The organism is Bradyrhizobium sp. UFLA05-125, assembly GCF_059803515.1.
The window spans coordinates 196,473-214,771 of the sequence record NZ_JBANBJ010000002.1 but is presented as its reverse complement, the minus strand read 5'-3'; the positions used below and the strand labels follow the sequence as shown (position 1 = coordinate 214,771).

The window sequence follows — 18,299 nt, the reverse complement described above, 5'->3', positions numbered from 1 at the left end:
CATGGCGGTGGTGATTGCGGCGCTGCTGCCGGTCTTCATTCTCATTGTGCTCGGCGTGGCGCTGAAACACAGCCTGATGCGGCTCGACACGCAATGGCACGGGCTGGAGCGGCTGACCTATTACGTGCTGTTTCCGATGCTGCTGATCCAGACGCTGGTCAAGGCGGATCTCAGTCGGGTGCCGGTCGCAGGCGTCGGCGGCGCGTTGCTGCTGTCCGCGCTCGCGATGTCGCTGCTCTGCCTGGCGCTGCGCCCGGCCCTGGCGCGGCTCGACATCGACGGCCCCGCCTTCACCTCGATCTTCCAGGGCGCGACCCGCTGGCAGACCTATGTCGCGCTGTCGGTCTCCGCCAATCTGTTCGGCGATGTCGGTCTCGCCCTCGCCTCCGTTGCGATGGTCGCGATCATTCCGCTGGTCAACGTGTTCAGCGTCGCTGTGCTCGCGCATTACGCCTCGCCAAACAAGCAGCCCGTCGGCGCCATCGTCATGACCGTGGCGAGCAACCCGCTGATCTGGGCCTGCGCGATTGGCCTTCTCGTCAACGGCCTGCACCTGCCGCTGCCAAAGATCTGGCACGAGGTGGCGGATGCGCTGAGCCGCTCCTCGCTTGCGATCGGCCTGCTCGTCACCGGCGCCGGCCTGCATCTCAAGGGTCTGCTCCGCCCCAGCGTGGGCGCCGCCATCGGCGTCGCCTTCAAGCTCGTGCTGATGCCCGTGATCGCGCTTCTGCTGGCACTGTGGTTCGGACTGACCGGGACGAGCCTTGCGATCATCGCAGTCTGCGCGGCGGTGCCGACCTCGCCCAGCGCCTATGTCCTGGCCCGTCAGATGGGCGGCGATGCGCCGCTGCTGGCACAGATCATCACGCTGCAGACGATTTTGGCGGCGATCACGATGCCGATTGCGATCGCGCTGGTGGCAGCGCGCTAGACGTACGGACCCATTGCAAAGAAGACGACGATATTGGAAGTTGAGTGGGCTATCACTGTCAGCCAGGTTGAGGCACTTCTCCAACGGATATAGCCAAGAGCAAGTCCAGAGAGGAAAATATTGGTCTGCCCAATCCAGTTGTATTGGACGTGGCAGATCGCCCACAGAGCGGACGTGAGCACAATGGTCCCGATCGCCCCTAGAAATGTCTCGGACCACCCGCGGAACATGAAGCCCCGAACGATCAACTCCTCCACAACCGGCGCGGCGATGCACCCCCCGACAAGCATGATCAACAATCCGCCCGCACCGCCGATGCTGATGTACGAGTTCGTCGTTTGCTCCTGCGGACCAAGCACGAGGTAAGACAACACAGACTGCAGGCCGAATACGACGGCCACAATGCCCATGGCCCTAACTCCCCAGCCACATCGTCAGCACCACCGCCGTCAGATTGTTCAGCGCGTGGAGCACGATCGTGAGCCACAGCGAGTTGCCGCGATAGCGCATGTAGCCGAACCACAGTCCGATCGAGAACACCTCGGCAAGGAAATATATGTCGTACTGGAGATGCACGGCCGACCAGACCAGCGACGACAGGATGATCGCGCCGGGCACGCGCAGAAAGCTTTCCGACCAGCCGCGATAGAGGAAGCCTCGCGCGATCACCTCTTCGGACATCGGTGCTGCCATGCTGAAGGCGAGCACGAGCAACGTCGCCGCACCCTTGTCGCGGCCTGACTTCAAGAGATCGGTCATGAATCCCGGCGTCGACTCGCGGCCCAGCGCACGCGACAACGTCTCCCAGATCACCACGATCAGGATGAGACCGACGGCACCGAGCAGAATCTGCAACCAGGATGGCCAGCGCAGCGCGAGGTAGTCCGCGAAGGAAGCTCCCTTCAGGCGAATGGCCAGCCACACCGCAGCCAGCGTCGTCGGCAAGCCCGCGATCACCGACAGCGCGAGCGCCTGCGGATCGCGGCCGACGGACTCAAGCGACGCCATATCGATCGGGCCGCCACGATGCGCGACGAGATAAACGACCGTGCCGATCTGGCCAACGAACATCGCGGCGAAGACGAACAGGCCCCACAGCGCCGTGCCCCAGAATTTCCAAACGCGCGGCGCGCCGTCTGCAGGCGTCACGATGAGCGGCGGGTGGTCGGGATTGAGAGTGTCCATCAAGGGGCTTTCGTTGGGCGTCGCAAACTATCGAGAGATCGTCATGCCCGGGCTTGTCCCCGGCATCCACGTCCTTCGTGCCGCGCTGTGACACGTGGATGGCCGGGTCAAGCCCGGCCATGACGGGTGGTGAGAGCGTCCCCCGATCAAGGAAGCGCCCGCCCCAGAAGATTGCGAACATCGTCCACGTCCAGCTCCACCGCGCCATACATGCTGGCGTGGGTGGTGCCGAGGCGTGTCGCGGCGAACAATTCGGCGTTGCGGGGGGAGACGATGTTGAGCGCCGCGGCGGCCGACAGCAGTGCCAGCTTCTCGACCGCAAGCCGCGCCACGCGCTCGCTATCGGCGCGACGGAAGGCCTTGCGGAGGACGCTTACCGTTTCGCCTGAGCCAGGCAGCCCCTCGGTCTCGGCCTCCAGGTCTAGCAGCACGGCCATCGCGGCCTCCGGCTCGCGGGCGAGGGCGCGGAGAACATCGAGGCACATCACGTTGCCCGAACCTTCCCAGATCGCATTCACCGGCGACTCCCGATAGTGGCGCGCCAAAATGCCGTCTTCGACATAGCCATTGCCGCCGAGGCATTCCATGGCCTCATAGAGAAACGCCGGCGCACACTTGCAGACCCAGTATTTGATCGCGGGTGTCAGCAGCCGCATATAGGCGGCTTCGGTCGCATCGTGCGGCGTACGGTCGAAGGCGCGGCAGAGTCGCATCACCAGCGCAACGCTCGCCTCGACATGCAGCGCCATGTCCGACAGCACCGCCTGCATCAGCGGCTGATCGGCGAGATGTTTCTGGAATACGCTGCGGTGACGCGCGTGGTGCAGCGCATGCACAAGCCCCGAACGCATCAGACCAACCGAGGCGATCGCGCAATCCTGCCGCGTCAGCTGCACCATCTGGATGATGGTGCGGATGCCCTTGCCCTCCTCGCCGACGGCTTCGGCATAGGCGCCGACGAACTCGACCTCCGAGGAGGCATTGGAGCGGTTGCCGAGCTTGTCTTTCAGCCGCTGGAACTGGATCGCGTTCACCGATCCGTCCGGTGCGAAGCGCGGCATGAAGAAGCAGGTCAGCCCGCCCTCGGCCTGCGCCAGCACGAGGAAGGCGTCGCACATCGGCGCCGACATGAACCATTTGTGGCCGGTGATACGGTAAGCGTTCCCATCGCGCACCGCGCGCGTCATGTTGGCGCGCACGTCGGTACCGCCCTGCTTCTCGGTCATGCCCATGCCGAGCGTCATGCCGCGCTTCTCCCACCACGGCGCGAAGGTGGGATCGTAGCTTTTCGTCGAGAGCACCGGCATCACGCGCGCAAGCAGGTCGGGTTGCATCGCCAGCGCCGCGACGGAAGCGCGTGTCATGGTGATCGGGCAGAGATGTCCGGTCTCGACCTGCGAAGCGACGTAGAACTTTGCCGCGCGGATGACCTCGGCCGCATCGCCCGCAGGTTTTCCGTCCGCAGCCCAGGTGGAATTGTGCACGCCGGCATGCGCGCTGTGCGCCATCAGCTCGTGATAGGCGGGATGAAACTCAACCTGGTCGCGGCGGTTGCCCTTGGAATCAAAGGTGCGGAGTTTGGGGGTGTTTTCGTTGGCGATGCGCCCACGCTCGGCCATCGCTGCCGAGCCCCAATGCCTGCCGAACGCGGATAGCTCCTGTTCGGCAGCGGTCCCACCATTGGCCTTCACCGCCTCGACCAGCGGCCGGTCCGCAGCAAACAAGTCGACGTCCTCCAGGGGCGGCGACTGGTTGAAGACCTCGTGGGTTGCGAAGCTCGGCTGGGTCATGACGTGTCCTCGGACCGGAATCAGTTCCGCCGCGGGTGGATGGGGAAATCATAGGCTGCCCCGCCCGCCCCCGGCAGGGAAAAATGCCACCACTCCTTCGAATAGTTCACAAAGCCTTGCCGGGCCATCGCAGCGACCAGCCGCTTGCGCCAGGCGCGCTGATCGGCCGTGATCGTCGGCGCGGCGGTATGGCCCTTCGCATCCGTGCAATCATAGCCCGTGCCCATGTCGACGCTGCCTTCCGGCGGCCGGGCCTCGACCGGCGCCGTGCAGTCGTCATAGGCCTTCGCGGGATCGTATTTGGCGGAGTTGTCAGCGTTGAGATCGACGAGCGTCAGATCGAGCGCCGCACCGGTGGAATGCTGCGAGCGGCTCGCGATGTAGCCGAGCCGGAACAGGTCCGTCTTGGGAATCTTCGGGTTGTAGCGCCGCTCGGCCGCCGGCTCGCGACCGTTCTGCGCCCACGCCACCATATCGAGCGATGCGCGCACCGGCCGGTAGCAATCGAACATCTTCAGCGAGAGGTTTTGGCCGGCAAGCTCCTGCTGGATGGCCTTCAGCCGCAACCCCACCTCTCGCTTCACCACGCATTCGCCGGCACTGTAGCCTCTCAGCGGATGGCCGGTGAAATTGTTCGAAGTCGCGTAGCGGATGTCCTGGATGATGGTGGGATCGATGTCGCGCAAATACACGAAGCCGCCGGGGAGCGATTGGGCTGAGACGCAAGCGATTGAGATGATCGCAACAAATAGAGTGAAAATCGCCTTCATGTGCATCGAGCCTTTCTCGCGTCATTCCGGGGCGATGCGAAGCGTCGAACCCGGAATCCCGAGATTCCGGGTCTGGCGCTTACGCGCTATCCCGGAATGACGGTGTATCAGACAGATCAGGGGATAACTCACTTCCCTACCTTTGGCCCTTGCCCCCTTACCCATCCCCGCCTATAGCTCTGCTTTTAATGACCCCTGCATCGAAATCGACCTTCGTCCTTGGTCACCGGCATCTGCTGGGCATCGAGGGCCTTTCCGCTGCCGACATCACCGGCCTCCTTGACCTGTCCGAAGAATATGTCGAGGTGAACCGCCAGGTGGACAAGAAACGCGCCGTCCTGCGTGGACGGACGCAAGTGAACTTGTTCTTCGAGGCTTCCACCCGCACCCAATCCTCGTTCGAGATCGCCGGCAAACGCATGGGTGCCGACGTCATGAACATGTCGGTCTCCTCGTCCTCCATGAAGAAGGGCGAGACGCTGATCGACACTGCGGTGACGCTGAATGCCATGCATCCGGACATCCTGGTGGTGCGGCATCACGCCTCCGGCGCGGTGGAACTTCTGGCCCGCAAGGTTGACGGTTCCGTGATCAATGCCGGCGACGGCGCGCATGAGCACCCGACGCAGGCACTGCTGGACGCGCTGACCATCCGCCGCAACAAGGGCCGGATCGAGGGCCTCGTGATCGCGATCTGCGGCGACGTGCTGCATTCGCGAGTCGCCCGCTCCAACATCATCCTGCTCAACACGATGGGCGCCCGCGTCCGCGTCGTCGGGCCCTCCACGCTGCTGCCGCCCGGCATTGAGCGGATGGGCGTCGAAGTTGCGCGCGACATGCGCGAGGGCCTGGAAGGCGCCGACATCGTCATGATGCTGCGGCTCCAGCGCGAACGCATGAACGGCTCCTTCGTGCCGTCCACCAGCGAGTACTTCAACTATTTCGGACTAGACCAGAAAAAGCTCGCCTACGCCAAACCCGATGCGCTGGTGATGCATCCCGGTCCTATGAACCGCGGCGTCGAGATCGACACCGCGGTCGCCGACGGCGCGCAGTCCCTGATCCGCGAACAGGTGGAGATGGGCGTCGCCGTGCGCATGGCGGTGCTGGAAGCGCTCGCCCGTAACCTGCCAAACGCGTGATGCCCATGCTGACCGACCGCCGCCCGATCCTGCTCGCCAACGCCCGCGTCGTCGATCCCTCCAGGGATTTTGACGGCGTCGGCGACGTCCTGATCGCCGACGGCACCATCCGCGAGACCCGCCGCGGCATCGGCGCGGCCGGCGTCCCCGAGGGCACCGACATCGTCAACTGCTCCGGCAAGATCGTGGCTCCCGGTCTGATCGACATGCGCGCCTTCGCTGGAGAGCCAGGCTATGGCCATCGCGAGACCTTTGCGAGCGCGAGCCAGGCGGCCGCGACCGGCGGCATCACCACCGTGATCTGCCAGCCGGATACCTTACCCGTTATCGACAATTCGGCGACCGTCGACTTCGTGATGCGCCGGGCCCGTGACACCGCGATCGTCAACATCCAGCCGATGGCTGCGCTGACCAAGGGGATGCGCGGCGAGGAGATGACCGAGTTCGGTCTCCTGAAAGCCGCCGGCGCTGTCGCCTTCAGCGACGGTGACAGGAGTGTCACCAATGCGCAGGTGATGCGCCGCGCCCTCACCTATGCCCGCGATTTCGACGCGCTGATCGTGCATTACACCGAGGATCCCAACCTCGTCGGCGAAGGCGTCATGAATGAGGGCGAGTTCGCAACCCGCCTCGGCCTGATGGGCATCCCGAACGCTGCGGAAGCCGTGGTGCTGGAGCGCGACATGCGCCTCGTAGCGCTGACCGGCGGCCGCTATCACGCGGCCTCGCTCTCCTGCATCGACTCACTGGATATTCTCAAGCGCGCCCGCGACGCCGGCCTTGCCGTCAGCGCCTCCGTCTCGATCAACCACCTCGCGCTGAACGAGAACGATATCGGGCCTTACCGGACCTTCCTGAAGCTGTCGCCGCCGCTGCGCACCGAGGACGACCGCCGGGCACTGGTTGCGGCCGTCGGCTCCGGCCTCATCGACGTCATCATGTCCGACCACAATCCGCAGGACGTGGAGGGCAAGCGCTTGCCGTTCGCGGAAGCCGCTCCCGGCGCGGTAGGCCTCGAGACCATGCTGTCGGCGGGCCTGCGGCTGGTGCATAATGGTGAGATGGAACTGAAGACGCTGATCCGGGCAATGTCGACGCGGCCGGCCGAGCTGCTCGGCCTGCCCGGCGGCACCTTGCGCGCCGGCGCGCCGGCCGACGTCATCGTGATCGACGCCGACACACCCTGGGTGCTCGATCCCGCCGATCTCAAATCGCCCTGCAAGAATACGCCCTTCGACGAAGCCCGCTTCTCGGGACGGGTCGTGCGCACCATCGTCGGCGGGCGGACGGTGTTCGAGCATGTCTAGCGTAGCGTTTTCAAGCGAAGTGCATACCGGTTCGCGTCAAGAAAACGCGTCAGGACAAGGCGATGCGTGGGAAATACGCCGGACATGGAGATGCGACGATGGGACTTGAAGCCTTCCTGCCGGTCGCCTTCGTCATCGGCTACCTCCTCGGCTCGATCCCGTTCGGGCTGCTGCTGACCAGGCTTGCCGGCACGCAGGATCTCCGCTCGATCGGGTCCGGCAATATCGGCGCCACCAACGTGCTACGCACCGGCCGCAAGGGGCTTGCCGCGGCAACGCTGCTGCTCGACGCGCTCAAGGGCACCGCGGCGGTGGTGATCGCGGGCTATCTCGCCGGGCCCGATGCGGCGATGATCGCCGGGCTCGGTGCCTTCCTCGGCCACCTGTTCCCGGTCTGGCTCAAGTTCAAAGGCGGCAAGGGCGTTGCGGTCTATATCGGCATCCTGCTTGGCCTGTTCTGGCCGGGCGCGCTGTTCTTCTGCCTGCTCTGGCTCGCGACCGCCTTCACCAGCCGCTATTCCTCGCTCTCGGCGCTGGTCGCAGCCTTCGTGACGCCAATCTTCCTGTGGTGGTTCGGCCACCTCGCACTCGCCTCGCTGTCCGCGGTGCTGACGCTGCTCCTGTTCTACATGCACCGCGAGAACATCAAGCGGCTGCAATCGGGCACCGAGAGCCGGATCGGTCAAAGATCCTAATCCGGAAAAAATACGGATATCGCCGCACCTCTTCCGCAATATATGCCAATTCCTGTTCGCAACTTTCGGCCGGTTCCCGGCCGGAGTGGTCAACGGGTTCCAGGCCTGTCATTCTGGCGGCAGAAATGGCGTTACGCGGTAGCTCAGAATGAGCGAGAAGATTGTCGGCGCGCATGACGAGGGTCGCTTGCAGGGTGCTGCGCGCACGCCCGCAAGCATGCTGCTCTCCGCCGCGGACATCTGGTCTAGCGAGCCCTCTCCGCCTCCTGTCGCTGAGATCGCGCCCGCATCGGCGCCGTCGCCGCCTGCTCGTGTTGCGCCGACAGTTCCCCCAATCGAAGCTGTGACCCCCGTCGCGCCGAGCGCGACACCCTCCGAGCAATGGCCGCCGCGAAAATTGTCGCTGGCGCTCCAGGGCGGCGGCACCTTTGCTGCTTTCACCTGGGGCGTGCTGGAACGCCTGCTGGAAGAGCCGGGAATCGAATTCGACACCATTAGCGGCGCTAGTGCGGGGGCCATCAACGCGCTGCTGGTCGGCTGCGGCCTCGCCGAGGGCGGCCGCGAGGGCGCGCGGGCCCGCCTCGACCGGTTCTGGGTGCGGCTGATGCACGAGGCCTCGTTCCGCTCGCTGATGCTGGTCGGCGGCTTTTCGCCGGCGGGAAGCTCCGTGGCATTCGGGCCGACGCTGCGCTCCGGCCAGTTCGATCCGTTCGATCTCGATCCGCTGCGGCGCGCGCTGTCGCGCGACGTCAATTTTGGGGCGCTGCGTGGCAAGGCCTGCCCGAAACTTCTCATCGCGGCGACACGTATCCGCGACGGGCACCAGCAGGTATTTTCGAACGATGCCATCACCACCGACGTCGCGCTGGCTTCGACCTGCCCGCCGCTGGTGCATTGCGCCATCGAGATCGATGGCGAGGCCTATTGGGACGGCGGCTATGGCGGCAATCCGCCGCTGGTGCGGCTGGTGCAGGAATCGCGCGCGTCCGACGTGCTGGTCGTTCAGGTGACGCCATCGCGCGACAGCTACGTGCCGATCACGCTCGCCGCGATCGACCGCCGGCTCGACCAGATCGCTGCCAACGCCGCGCTCTACGCCGAGATCGCCGCGGTGGAATGGGCACGGGCCGGCTCGGCACCCGCGCTACGGCTGTTCAGGATCGCGGCGGAAGACGAGATCGAGGGGCTGGCGCAGCGGTCATCGACCGATCTTGGCCGCGGCTTCATCCGCCTGTTGCATCGGAGTGGCCGCACTGCTGCCGATCGCTGGCTGCGGCAAGAGACGCGTACCGAGCCATCCGTTCAGCGCACGCCCGCCGAGCCTGCGCTAGCTTGACGCCGCGAGTGCGTTCTCGAGGAAGCGCGCTGCGGCCAGCGCGCCCGCATCATTGCCAAAGCGCGCGATGACCTGCACGCCGACCGGCAGTCCCTCGACCTTGAGCGCCGGCACGTTGACGCAAGGATTGCCCATCAGTGTCCACAACCGGTTGTAGCGGGGATCGCCGGTCGACGAGAGCCCCTTTGGCGCGGTCCCTGGCGCGGAATAGGTCAGCAGCACGTCGACGCCCTCAAAGACTTCGCCGAGCTCGCGGCGGCCACGGCGGCCGATCCGGCGTGCCTCGTCATATTCGCGCGGCGTGACTCCGACTGACGCATCGAGGGTCGCGCGCAGCATCGGCGCGATCTCGTCATGACGCTCGGAAAACTCCCAGGCGAGCGCACGATGCGCCTCGAAATTCTGGATCACGGGGTGAATGCGCCAGGCCTCCTGCACCATCTCCGGCAGGTCGATATCCTCGACGCTCGCGCCGGCGCGCGCGGCGGCCTTGATCGCCGCGTTGAGCCCCTGCTCGGCTGCGGGCTCGACCGGACCGGCGAAGGCCTGCCTGACTACGCCGATGCGCGGCGAGGTCGCAGCGATGTCGGAAAACTCCGTCCGGCCGGTCATCCCGAACAGTCCGCGCGCGAGGTCGTCGACGCCAGCACCGAACAGGCCGACGGTGTCGAGCGCCCAGGAAAAGCACTTCACGCCCACCGTCGGCAGCAGGCGGAACGACGGCTTTATCGCGGCAACCCCGCAATAGGCCGCGGGCCGGATCACCGAGCCGCCGGTCTGCGTGCCCAGCGCCAGCGGGATCATGCCGGCAGCGACAGCAGCCGCCGAGCCAGCGGAAGATCCACCCGGCGTGTGGCCGGGATTGTGCGGATTGAGCGTGACGGTCGGATCGCGCGAGGCAAAGGCCGTCGTTGTGGTCTTGCCGATGATGGTCGCGCCCGCGCGTTTGAGCATCATCACCACAGGCGCGTCCGCGCGCGGCCGCCACCCGCGATAGATCGCCGATCCCATCTCGGTCGGGAAATCCGCGGTGTCGATGATGTCCTTGATGCCAACCGCGACGCCCCGCAGGGGACCTTTTGCTGCCGTGTTCGCCGGCTTGGCGTGGCAGACGAAGGCCCGGACCTCCTTCTCCCGCGTCTCGATCGCCTCCAGCGACTGCGCGATCGCCGCATCCGGCGAAAGCTCGCCCCTCTCGATGCGGCGCTGGAGGTCGGCGAGTGAGATCATGGCCAAATCCTTCTTGTTGGGAGCGCTTTTAGCATCGCGCGGAGGTCGCGCAAGCGCAGCGCCCTGTTGCCCACGCGCCCAGGTTGTTCCATGCTGCATCCGCAAGGAGACGCCGTGGACGCCATCACCACCACAACACCCCTCACCGAGGCCGACAGGATCGACCGCTTGCGGCTGATCCGCTCGGACAATGTCGGCCCGCGCACGTTCCGCTCGCTGGTCGATCATTTTGGCAGCGCGCGCGCCGCGTTGGAGCGGCTGCCGGATCTCGCGCGGCGCGGCGGCGCGGCGCGATCGGGACGCATCTGTTCCGCTGACGAAGCGAGAGCCGAACTCGCGGCAAGCCGAAAGTTCGGCATCAGCTGGCTTGCGCCCGGCGAGGACGGCTATCCCCCGCGCCTTGCGACGATCGACGATGCGCCACCGCTGCTCGCGGTGCGCGGTGATGCGGCCGGCTTGATGCGGCCGATGATCGGGATCGTCGGCTCACGTAACGCCTCCGGCGCCGGGCTCAAATTTGCAGGGCAGCTCGCGCGCGAGCTTGGCGAGGCCGGCTTCGTGATCATCTCAGGGTTAGCGCGCGGCGTCGACCAGGCCGCACATCGCGCTAGCGTCGCGAGCGGAACGGTCGCCGTGCTCGCCGGCGGACATGACTGCATCTACCCGCCCGAGCATGGGGATCTGCTTGCCGCGATCCTCGAGCAGAGCGGCGCCGCCATCTCCGAGATGCCGCTCGGCCACGAGCCGCGCGCCCGCGACTTTCCCCGCCGCAACCGCCTGATCTCGGGCGCCTCGCTCGGCGTGGTCGTGGTCGAGGCCGCGCAGCGTTCGGGCTCGCTGATCACTGCGCGCATGGCCGCGGAACAGGGCCGCGAGGTCTTTGCCGTGCCGGGCTCGCCGCTCGATCCGCGCGCCGCCGGCGCCAATGATCTGATCAAGCAGGGCGCCACGCTCGTCACCGAAGCCGCTGACATCGTCAATGCGGTGCAGCCGATCATGGAACGGCCAGTCATGCATCCTGCCGGCGAGCCCGACAGCGAGCCGTTTGAAACAGATCCGCAAGGACACGATCGCGAAGAGATCACCGGCCTGCTCGGCCCCGTACCGATCTCGATCGACGATCTCGTGCGGATGTCCGGCGCCTCGCCTGCTATCGTCCGCACCATACTGCTCGAACTCGAACTCGCGGGACGCCTGGAGCGTCACGGCGGAGGTCTGATCTCGCTGCTCTAAAGCGCGATGAGATTGGCATGAATCGTCATCGCGCTTTAGGTTAGTTGTTTGAGCATGATCTTTTCGGAAAACCGCTCCACACTTTTCCGGATCATGCTCTAAGGCACGATCGAAAAGGTCGAAAACAACCCCATGCAAAGTACAAAGCCCGCCATGGGCGGGCGTCGCAGGACTTCGCGCCGCCCAAAAGGTGGGCTAAATCGCTCCAACCAAACGTGATTCAGCCCAACAGCTCGCATCAGCCCTCATTGCGCTTGTCGAACCGCGCCCGCGCCGCCTCGATCTCGGTCTGGTGCGCCTTCGCCCACATCCCGAGCGCCTCGACCGGGCGCGCCAGCCCACGGCCAAGATCGGTCAGCTCGTAATCCACGCGCGGCGGAATGGTCGGGAAGATCGTGCGCGTGACGAGCCCGTCGCGCTCCAGCCCGCGCAGCGTCAGGGTCAGCATCCGTTGCGAGATCCCGTTGATCATGCGCTTGAGCTCATTGAAGCGCTTCGGCCCGTCGCCGAGCATCATGATCACGAACACGCTCCATTTGTCGCCAACCCGGGCGAGGATCGAGGCAACGCCACGGCAGTCGGAATGGTCCGGATGCGGCACCGGCAAGGCAGGCAAATGGCTGTGTGTCGGTTTCAAAAATGTGCCCTCGGCTCAAGAAAGTGCGTTCTTGCGGGGATTTCGGTAGTCACTCATGTAGTGCGGGTTACAAATCTATACCATGGGTGACCCAAATGAAACTCCTCCACATCGACTCCAGCGTACTCGGCCCCCACTCCGTCAGCCGGCAGGTTTCGGCGGCCGTCGTCGACCGGCTGCGCCAGGCCATGCCGTCCCTCGACGTCGTCTATCGCGACCTGACCCAGGTGCCGCTCGCGCACCTCTCCGGATCGCATCTCGCCGCTGCGCAAGGCGGCCCGGCGCCAGCCGAGCTCCGGCCCGACCTCGCCGCCAGCAAAACCGTGCTGGATGAATTTCTCGCCGCCGAAATCGTCGTGATCGGTGCGCCGATGTACAATTTCACCATCCCGAGCCAGCTCAAGGCCTGGATCGACCGCATCATCGTGGCAGGAAAGACCTTTCAATACGGCGCCACCGGACCTGAAGGGCTCGCCGGCGGCAAGCGCGTGATCGTGGCGATCTCCCGCGGCGGCTACTACGGCGCTGGCACGCCGCTCGCTGCTTTGGAGCACCTCGAAACCTACCTGCGCAGCGTGTTCGGCTTCATCGGGATCAGCCCGGAGTTCATCATCGCCGATGGCATTCAGGTCGGGCCGGACCACCGCGAGAAGGCCATCGCAGGCGCGCTTCAGGCCGCGACCAGCCTGCGCGCGGCATAGGCTTCACGCTAACGCCATCTGTCGCCGCCACATGCGGGCGGCGGCAGTTGCATCAGCACCTCTCTTGCCACGCTAAAACCACATCCCCTGAATGCCGAGGATAACGGCGACGAGCGAGATGAACAGTCCGATGCACGAGAACAATGCGACCGCAACGAGCTGGTGCGTGTCGGATTTCTTCGCGGGAATGGCGGAACGTTCGGTGTAAATACGCGGTGCTGAAATCGAAGAAAAAATACGCGCTGCTTTCGGCATAACGGGTTCCCTTAAAGGGGTCTTATGACCCTGCCCGTAGAAATGTCTGCGCAGCGCACGCCAAGGTTCAACGCATCACGCACTGTTTTGGAAATACGTCCCAGAGATGAGGGAACCGGCCGGCGCAACCGCGCGAGGCCGGTTCAATTTTCACTTCATTCGATCAACCGCGAAAGATCGGCGCGCCCGCAGGCGAGCCGGTCGCGCCGCCATCGACGAAGATCTCAGCACTCTGGACGTGCGCGGAATCATCGGAGGCGAGGAACAGCACGGTCTTCGCAATGTGATCTGCTTCGCCAATTCGGCCGAGCGGCGTCGTCTTGGCGATGCGGTTTTCCAGCACGGCAAACGCCTGCTCATTTGGCGCCCGGCCGTTCCAGATCGGTGTGCGGGTTCCGCCGGGTGCGACGACGTTGACACGGATGCCGCGCGGCGACAGTTCGGACGCCATCACGCGCGCCATCGCACGCACGCCGGCCTTGCTCGCTGCGTAGGCGGAATAGCCGGGATTGCCGAGCACCGAGATCACCGAGCCGTTGAGAATGATGGAGGCGCCGTCATTGAGATGCGGCAGCGCCGCCTGCACGGTGAAGAACACCGAGGTGATGTTGGTGCGGATCACCTGCTCGAAGGCGGACAGCGTGGTGCCGCCGAGCGGCGTGTCGCCGGGGATGCCGGCATTGGCAAAAACGACGTCGAGCTGGCCGAATTTTTCGACCGCGCGCGCGATCGCCTTCTCGGTCGCGGCGACGTCGTTGATGTCGGCTTCGACCGCAAGACCGTTGACCCCGAGCTCCTTCGCGGCAACCGCCAGCGTCTCCTTGTTGCGTCCTGTGATGGTGACCTTGGCGCCCTCGGCCACGAACAGCTTTGCCGTTGCCAGACCGATGCCGCTGTTGCCGCCGGTGATGAATGCCGTCTTGCCTTTCAGTCTCACGCTCGTCTCCTTGGTTGCATAATGAAACTGGATTGCCATTTAGGCTATTTGGTTTTATAATGCAACCACACAAGCGCGTGATCCGCGCGATAGCGGGAACGAGACGATGGTGAAACGAACGAGCTTCGAGGGGGACTCCTGCCCGATCGCGCGATCGCTGGAAGCAATCGGCGATTGGTGGTCGCTTCTCATCATTCGCGAGGCGCTCTTTGGCGTACGCCGTTTCGGTGAGTTCCAGGCCAAGCTCGGCATGGCCAAGAACATCCTCGCCACGCGGCTGCGCGCGCTTGTGGACCACGGGATCCTGAAGACCGCCCCCGCTTCCGACGGTAGCGCCTATTCCGAATATGTGCTCACGCCGAAGGGACGCGGCGTCTTCCCGGTCCTGGTCGCGCTCCGGCAATGGAGCGAGGAGTTCGACGACCACCCGGAGGAGATCGCGACCGTCCTGGTCGATCGCGACAAGGGCCGCCCGGTGAAGAAGCTCGAGCTGCGCGCGGAGGATGGACGGGTGCTCAGTGCCACCGACACCACGCTCAAGGCGCGGCGGAGCCGGAGCGCAGGTTAGCGGATGTCAGCTTGTCTGGAAACACTCTGCTTGTCAGAGCATGCCCGGCTCTGACCAGAGAAGATCGGCCCACTGAGCAATCCAATAGTTGGGCGCGGACTCGTTAGCACGTAGCCAAATGCGGATTGATGCGAGCTTGATGAAGGCCAGATAGTTGGCCGCGAGTTTGTCATATCGGGTCGCGACGCGCCGACATTGCGTGATCTTGTTGAAGAACCGTTCGATCAAGTTGCGCGCTCGATAAAGAAACGGGCTGAAGCAGATCGGGTCTTTACGATTGCGTTTCGGCGGAATGTTGGCTCACGCGCCTTGCTGGCGGGCAAGCTCCCTGATCCAATCCGCGTCGTATCCACGATCCGCGAGCAGCATCGTTTGTGGAAGCAAGGCGCTGAGGAGAACCGAACACAGCCGATTGTCGTGCGCCTCACCCGGCGTGAGCGCGAGATGGACCGGCAGGCCATTGGTGTCCACCACCGCGTGAATCTTGCTGGTCAGGCCCCCTCGCGAGCGACCCATATCTTGATGATTATTGTCGGTGATGCAGGCTCCGTGCTGGTGCACGCGGACGACCGAGGTATCGATCATTTGCACCGTCGCGTCACGACCGGCGGCCAGTGCATCCATGATCCGGTCCCAGACGCCAGCCCGCCGCCACCGAACGAAGCGATTGTAACAAGTGGTGCGGGGACCGTAGTTCTCCGGCAGGTCGCGCCATGGCGCACCTGAACGCAGGACCCAAAAGATGCCATTGAGCACGCGACGGTCATTTACGCGCCGAACGCCGCGCGGCTTGTTCGGCAGCATCGGTTTGATGGCGCTCCATTCGTAATCGCTGAGTTCGTAGCGCATGATTCGAGGCTCCGGTTTCGGAGCTTGAATCACGTCTCGGGCAGAGCCATCAACCGGCAACGCCCGGTGGGAGTGCCGCTAATGTTCTGAATTTACTTCCGCTTTCGGCGGCACAGCGGACGTGACTGGACTCTCTGCTGGCTCGCCCCAGTCGCGAATGACCCGAAGCCGACCTTGCGCCGATGCTGCCGGAGGCGCGGTGCGGACTCGAAAATAAATTCGTAGAGCATGTCGTTTTGGCGGTCCGCCGTTCGACTGGGTGTCGGCGGAGCCACTTCGGTTGTGGCTGGAGCCCACAATGTGACTGACTAGCTATCAGATCAATGATCTTGCGGAGGTTGGCAATGAGGATCTCGCATCGATTTATCGAGACAAATGGCATTCGAATGCACCTGGCCGAAGCAGGGAGCGGCCCCACCGTGCTTCTCTGCCATGGCTTTCCGGAGTGCTGGTATTCGTGGCGGCACCAATTGGAAGCGCTCGCTGCCGCCGGATATCGCGCCATCGCGCCCGACATGCGTGGTTACGGGCAGACGGACAAACCGGATGCGATCGATCAATACACTCTATTGCATTTGACCGGAGACATGGTCGGATTGCTCGACGCGATCGGCACGGATCAAGCAGTCGTTGTCGGACATGATTGGGGAGCGCCGGTCGCTTGGCGCTGCGCTCTGTTTAGACCGGATCGATTTAGGGCCGTCGTTGGCTTGAGCGTGCCGTTTCCGGTACGTGGTCCCGACCGACCAAGCACTGTCATGCCGAGGGCCGAAAAGCAGCGCTTCTATCAACTGTATTTCCAGACGCCGGGCGTTGCCGAGGCAGAACTCGAAAAAGACGTCCACAACGCAATCAAGACGACATTGTTCGCCCTATCTGGCGATGCGCCGGTTGAAGATCCTGCGTCGCTCACGATGCTTCCTCGTGAGGGGGGGTGGCTTGATGGGAAGCCTACAACCCAATCATTGCCGACGTGGCTCACAAAAAGTGACATCGAATTTTACGTTGAGGAGTTCAAGCGCACCGGCTTTGGAGGAGGTTTGAATTGGTATCGCAACGTTGATCGCAATTGGGAGTTGCTCGCACCATGGTCCGGCGCACAGGTTCAGGTCCCGGCACTCTATGTCGTTGGCGATCGAGACGGGGTTTACAGATCGCCGAGTTGGAGCCATCTCGTCCCTAGCCTGAAACAGTTCGTGCCCTTGCTTCGCGAGACAATAGTCTTGAAAGGTTGCGGTCATTGGACTCAGCAAGAGCGCGCCAAAGACGTAAGCAATGCGCTCCTGGAATTCCTTAAACCGTTATAGATCGCGAACGGGGATTTGCGTAGACGCGGCAAGCAACGCAGCGTCGCGTTTTGGCCCATCGCGTCATTTAGCTGCGCTGCAGAATTTGGTCGCTATTGGTGAATAGCGGACACTGGCAAGCCGTCCGCTCGGCAGATTTATGGGTTCACGGCCTAGAATCAAGCTACCATTTTCTCACCCGACTTGGGCGCAAAGGGTGCTTCATTGCGTGGCCGCTTGACAATCTTGTCGATCTTTTTCGACCAGTCGCCGTAGTAGGCCAAGGCGCATAGAATTCCGATCCCCGCGGCGCTAATCAGGATCTGAGTGAGCAGCGCTCCTGAACTGATCGTCAGCAGGAAATAGCCGAGGAACGAGAGAAATATGCCGACGCAAAACACCCGCAGGGATTGTTGACCGCATTTGATCAACGGATCGCAAATGGGGCTCTTCAGCCCCTTCCAATCCATTGGCATGAAGCGGATCACGAGTAATGCGATCACGATGAAATGCAGGACCCGGTAAGGCGCAAGATTTGTCTTGTCGTTCGGGTTGACGGCATCAATCAGCCAGTCTGGAACGATCTGCCTGACGCTTCCGAAGGAAGCCGCCAGCGTCAGGATGAGAGCAAAAACCAGATAGCCGATGCCCAAACTTACGACCCACCGTGAAATGAGGAAAGGTCGGATTTCTGTGCCTCCACCGAGCGCAGTCCACGCGCCCAGACAGAACGGGAATTGCCAACAGAAGGGATTAAAGAACCAAGAGCCTTCAGGATAGGCGGCAAGATTCCAGCCGAAATGACGGGCCGCGAGATAGAGCAAGAACGACGCCAGTAGCGTGAGACCAGGACGTCGCAGCATCATCCATAGCACCAACGGAAACAGCGCCATCAATACGATGTAGAGAGGTAGGACGTCGAGGTTGACCGGCTTGAACCGCAACAGGAGGCCTTCTATCAGCGTCGTGAAAGGCCTGTCGCCCAGTCTTGCGACGTTGAATTGATGGACAAGGGTGTCAAATTGAAAGCGATAGGCGACATATCCGACCGTCGCGATGTAGATCACAAGCACCATGACATGCGCGACGTAGAGTTGCCAAACGCGCCTCCATAGCCGCGTCGCACCGACGACAAACCCGTGGTCCCGCATCATGCGGCCAAAGACGAGCGCTGCCGTGTATCCTGATATGAACACGAATAGATCGGCCCCATCGCTGAAGCCGTAGTTGCGCGTGGTGATCCAGTTGACCACGTTATTCGGCATGTGATTGAGAAAAATCGCCCAATTTGCCACGCCTCGCAGCAAATCGAGACGCAGGTCGCGGCCCTGCGAAGGAAAGACGGCTCTAATCTTCATCTTGGCTCGTGAGCCTCAATCGAAAGCAACGCAGCGCGTTCGACTGCAAATCGTACCTCCCGTTTCTTTTGGACGTTTGATTCAAGTCA

At 63.6% G+C, this 18,299-nt stretch carries 18 protein-coding genes and 1 pseudogene; 9 read left to right on the top strand and 10 right to left on the bottom strand.

What is annotated here, in order from left to right:
• The first annotated feature begins 1 nt into the window (after position 1).
• Positions 2-931, top strand: a complete 930-nt coding sequence (locus SO156_RS04425) for an AEC family transporter (protein ID WP_498533972.1) — start codon at positions 2-4, stop codon at positions 929-931.
• Here the strand turns inward: SO156_RS04425 and SO156_RS04420 are convergent.
• The 4 genes from SO156_RS04420 to SO156_RS04405 form a co-directional block, all read right to left on the bottom strand.
• A complete protein-coding gene (locus SO156_RS04420) occupies positions 928-1,341 on the bottom strand; it encodes a CPBP family intramembrane glutamic endopeptidase (RefSeq protein WP_498533971.1) in 414 nt (137 codons plus the stop codon). The two genes, SO156_RS04425 and SO156_RS04420, sit on opposite strands and share 4 nt — an antisense overlap.
• Positions 1,342-1,345: 4 nt before the next feature.
• Positions 1,346-2,116, bottom strand: coding sequence for a CPBP family intramembrane glutamic endopeptidase (locus SO156_RS04415; protein ID WP_498534051.1), 771 nt, complete (start codon positions 2,114-2,116; stop codon positions 1,346-1,348).
• A 146-nt stretch (positions 2,117-2,262) separates the two neighbouring features.
• Entirely contained in the window at positions 2,263-3,906 is a 1,644-nt protein-coding gene (locus SO156_RS04410; RefSeq protein WP_498533970.1) for an acyl-CoA dehydrogenase family protein, read from the bottom strand.
• Between the two features lie 20 nt (positions 3,907-3,926).
• Positions 3,927-4,676, bottom strand: a complete 750-nt coding sequence (locus SO156_RS04405; protein ID WP_498533969.1) for a M15 family metallopeptidase — start codon at positions 4,674-4,676, stop codon at positions 3,927-3,929.
• Positions 4,677-4,864: 188 nt separating this feature from the next.
• On the opposite strand from SO156_RS04405, the gene SO156_RS04400 reads away from it, so the two are divergent.
• From SO156_RS04400 to SO156_RS04385, 4 genes are all read left to right on the top strand, one after another.
• Positions 4,865-5,818, top strand: a complete 954-nt coding sequence (locus SO156_RS04400) for an aspartate carbamoyltransferase catalytic subunit (protein ID WP_027522965.1) — start codon at positions 4,865-4,867, stop codon at positions 5,816-5,818.
• Positions 5,819-5,823: 5 nt separating this feature from the next.
• Positions 5,824-7,125, top strand: coding sequence for a dihydroorotase (locus SO156_RS04395; protein WP_458143208.1), 1,302 nt, complete (start codon positions 5,824-5,826; stop codon positions 7,123-7,125).
• 98 nt (positions 7,126-7,223) lie between these two features.
• Positions 7,224-7,820, top strand: a complete 597-nt coding sequence (gene plsY / locus SO156_RS04390) for a glycerol-3-phosphate 1-O-acyltransferase PlsY (RefSeq protein ID WP_458143108.1) — start codon at positions 7,224-7,226, stop codon at positions 7,818-7,820.
• 148 nt (positions 7,821-7,968) lie between these two features.
• Positions 7,969-9,156, top strand: coding sequence for a patatin-like phospholipase family protein (locus SO156_RS04385; protein WP_498533968.1), 1,188 nt, complete (start codon positions 7,969-7,971; stop codon positions 9,154-9,156).
• On the opposite strand, the gene SO156_RS04380 is transcribed toward SO156_RS04385, so the two are convergent.
• Positions 9,148-10,386, bottom strand: a complete 1,239-nt coding sequence (locus tag SO156_RS04380; protein ID WP_498533967.1) for an amidase — start codon at positions 10,384-10,386, stop codon at positions 9,148-9,150. The genes SO156_RS04385 and SO156_RS04380 overlap by 9 nt on opposite strands.
• A 90-nt stretch (positions 10,387-10,476) precedes the next feature.
• Between SO156_RS04380 and dprA the strand changes: the two genes are divergently transcribed.
• The gene (gene dprA / locus SO156_RS04375) at positions 10,477-11,619 is read left to right on the top strand and encodes a DNA-processing protein DprA (RefSeq protein WP_498533966.1); all 1,143 of its coding nucleotides are present in this window, start codon (positions 10,477-10,479) and stop codon (positions 11,617-11,619) included.
• A gap of 238 nt (positions 11,620-11,857) precedes the next feature.
• On the opposite strand, the gene SO156_RS04370 is transcribed toward dprA, so the two are convergent.
• A complete protein-coding gene (locus SO156_RS04370) occupies positions 11,858-12,256 on the bottom strand; it encodes a winged helix-turn-helix transcriptional regulator (RefSeq protein WP_458143104.1) in 399 nt (132 codons plus the stop codon).
• Positions 12,257-12,351: 95 nt separating this feature from the next.
• Here SO156_RS04370 and SO156_RS04365 point away from each other — a divergent pair, with 95 nt between their 5' ends.
• Positions 12,352-12,957 carry an FMN-dependent NADH-azoreductase gene (locus SO156_RS04365; RefSeq protein ID WP_498533965.1) on the top strand — a complete coding sequence of 202 codons (606 nt, stop codon included), beginning with the start codon at positions 12,352-12,354 and terminating at the stop codon, positions 12,955-12,957.
• A 72-nt stretch (positions 12,958-13,029) separates the two neighbouring features.
• On the opposite strand, the gene SO156_RS04360 is transcribed toward SO156_RS04365, so the two are convergent.
• Both SO156_RS04360 and SO156_RS04355 read right to left on the bottom strand, forming a co-directional pair.
• A complete protein-coding gene (locus SO156_RS04360) occupies positions 13,030-13,212 on the bottom strand; it encodes a hypothetical protein (protein ID WP_458143101.1) in 183 nt (60 codons plus the stop codon).
• A 163-nt stretch (positions 13,213-13,375) separates the two neighbouring features.
• Positions 13,376-14,149, bottom strand: coding sequence for an SDR family NAD(P)-dependent oxidoreductase (locus SO156_RS04355; RefSeq protein WP_498533964.1), 774 nt, complete (start codon positions 14,147-14,149; stop codon positions 13,376-13,378).
• Positions 14,150-14,255: 106 nt separating this feature from the next.
• Here SO156_RS04355 and SO156_RS04350 point away from each other — a divergent pair, with 106 nt between their 5' ends.
• On the top strand, positions 14,256-14,717 hold the full coding sequence (locus SO156_RS04350; protein ID WP_498533963.1) for a winged helix-turn-helix transcriptional regulator: 462 nt from the start codon (positions 14,256-14,258) through the stop codon (positions 14,715-14,717).
• 33 nt (positions 14,718-14,750) lie between these two features.
• On the opposite strand, the pseudogene SO156_RS04345 reads toward SO156_RS04350, so the two are convergent.
• Positions 14,751-15,566: pseudogene (locus SO156_RS04345) on the bottom strand (IS5 family transposase).
• 344 nt (positions 15,567-15,910) lie between these two features.
• On the opposite strand from SO156_RS04345, the gene SO156_RS04340 reads away from it, so the two are divergent.
• The gene (locus SO156_RS04340) at positions 15,911-16,873 is read left to right on the top strand and encodes an alpha/beta fold hydrolase (RefSeq protein ID WP_498533962.1); all 963 of its coding nucleotides are present in this window, start codon (positions 15,911-15,913) and stop codon (positions 16,871-16,873) included.
• Between the two features lie 158 nt (positions 16,874-17,031).
• On the opposite strand, the gene SO156_RS04335 is transcribed toward SO156_RS04340, so the two are convergent.
• Positions 17,032-18,210, bottom strand: coding sequence for an OpgC domain-containing protein (locus tag SO156_RS04335; protein WP_498533961.1), 1,179 nt, complete (start codon positions 18,208-18,210; stop codon positions 17,032-17,034).
• Positions 18,211-18,299 lie beyond the last annotated feature (89 nt).

Coding starts and splice junctions, on each gene's coding strand:
- SO156_RS04425 (WP_498533972.1), top strand. CDS start 2: ATGGCGGTGGTGATTGCGGCGCTGCTGCCGGTCTTCATTCTCATTGTG.
- SO156_RS04420 (WP_498533971.1), bottom strand. CDS start 1,341: ATGGGCATTGTGGCCGTCGTATTCGGCCTGCAGTCTGTGTTGTCTTAC.
- SO156_RS04415 (WP_498534051.1), bottom strand. CDS start 2,116: ATGGACACTCTCAATCCCGACCACCCGCCGCTCATCGTGACGCCTGCA.
- SO156_RS04410 (WP_498533970.1), bottom strand. CDS start 3,906: ATGACCCAGCCGAGCTTCGCAACCCACGAGGTCTTCAACCAGTCGCCG.
- SO156_RS04405 (WP_498533969.1), bottom strand. CDS start 4,676: ATGAAGGCGATTTTCACTCTATTTGTTGCGATCATCTCAATCGCTTGC.
- SO156_RS04400 (WP_027522965.1), top strand. CDS start 4,865: ATGACCCCTGCATCGAAATCGACCTTCGTCCTTGGTCACCGGCATCTG.
- SO156_RS04395 (WP_458143208.1), top strand. CDS start 5,824: ATGCTGACCGACCGCCGCCCGATCCTGCTCGCCAACGCCCGCGTCGTC.
- plsY (WP_458143108.1), top strand. CDS start 7,224: ATGGGACTTGAAGCCTTCCTGCCGGTCGCCTTCGTCATCGGCTACCTC.
- SO156_RS04385 (WP_498533968.1), top strand. CDS start 7,969: ATGAGCGAGAAGATTGTCGGCGCGCATGACGAGGGTCGCTTGCAGGGT.
- SO156_RS04380 (WP_498533967.1), bottom strand. CDS start 10,386: ATGATCTCACTCGCCGACCTCCAGCGCCGCATCGAGAGGGGCGAGCTT.
- dprA (WP_498533966.1), top strand. CDS start 10,477: ATGCTGCATCCGCAAGGAGACGCCGTGGACGCCATCACCACCACAACA.
- SO156_RS04365 (WP_498533965.1), top strand. CDS start 12,352: ATGAAACTCCTCCACATCGACTCCAGCGTACTCGGCCCCCACTCCGTC.
- SO156_RS04360 (WP_458143101.1), bottom strand. CDS start 13,212: ATGCCGAAAGCAGCGCGTATTTTTTCTTCGATTTCAGCACCGCGTATT.
- SO156_RS04350 (WP_498533963.1), top strand. CDS start 14,256: ATGGTGAAACGAACGAGCTTCGAGGGGGACTCCTGCCCGATCGCGCGA.
- SO156_RS04340 (WP_498533962.1), top strand. CDS start 15,911: ATGAGGATCTCGCATCGATTTATCGAGACAAATGGCATTCGAATGCAC.
- SO156_RS04335 (WP_498533961.1), bottom strand. CDS start 18,210: ATGAAGATTAGAGCCGTCTTTCCTTCGCAGGGCCGCGACCTGCGTCTC.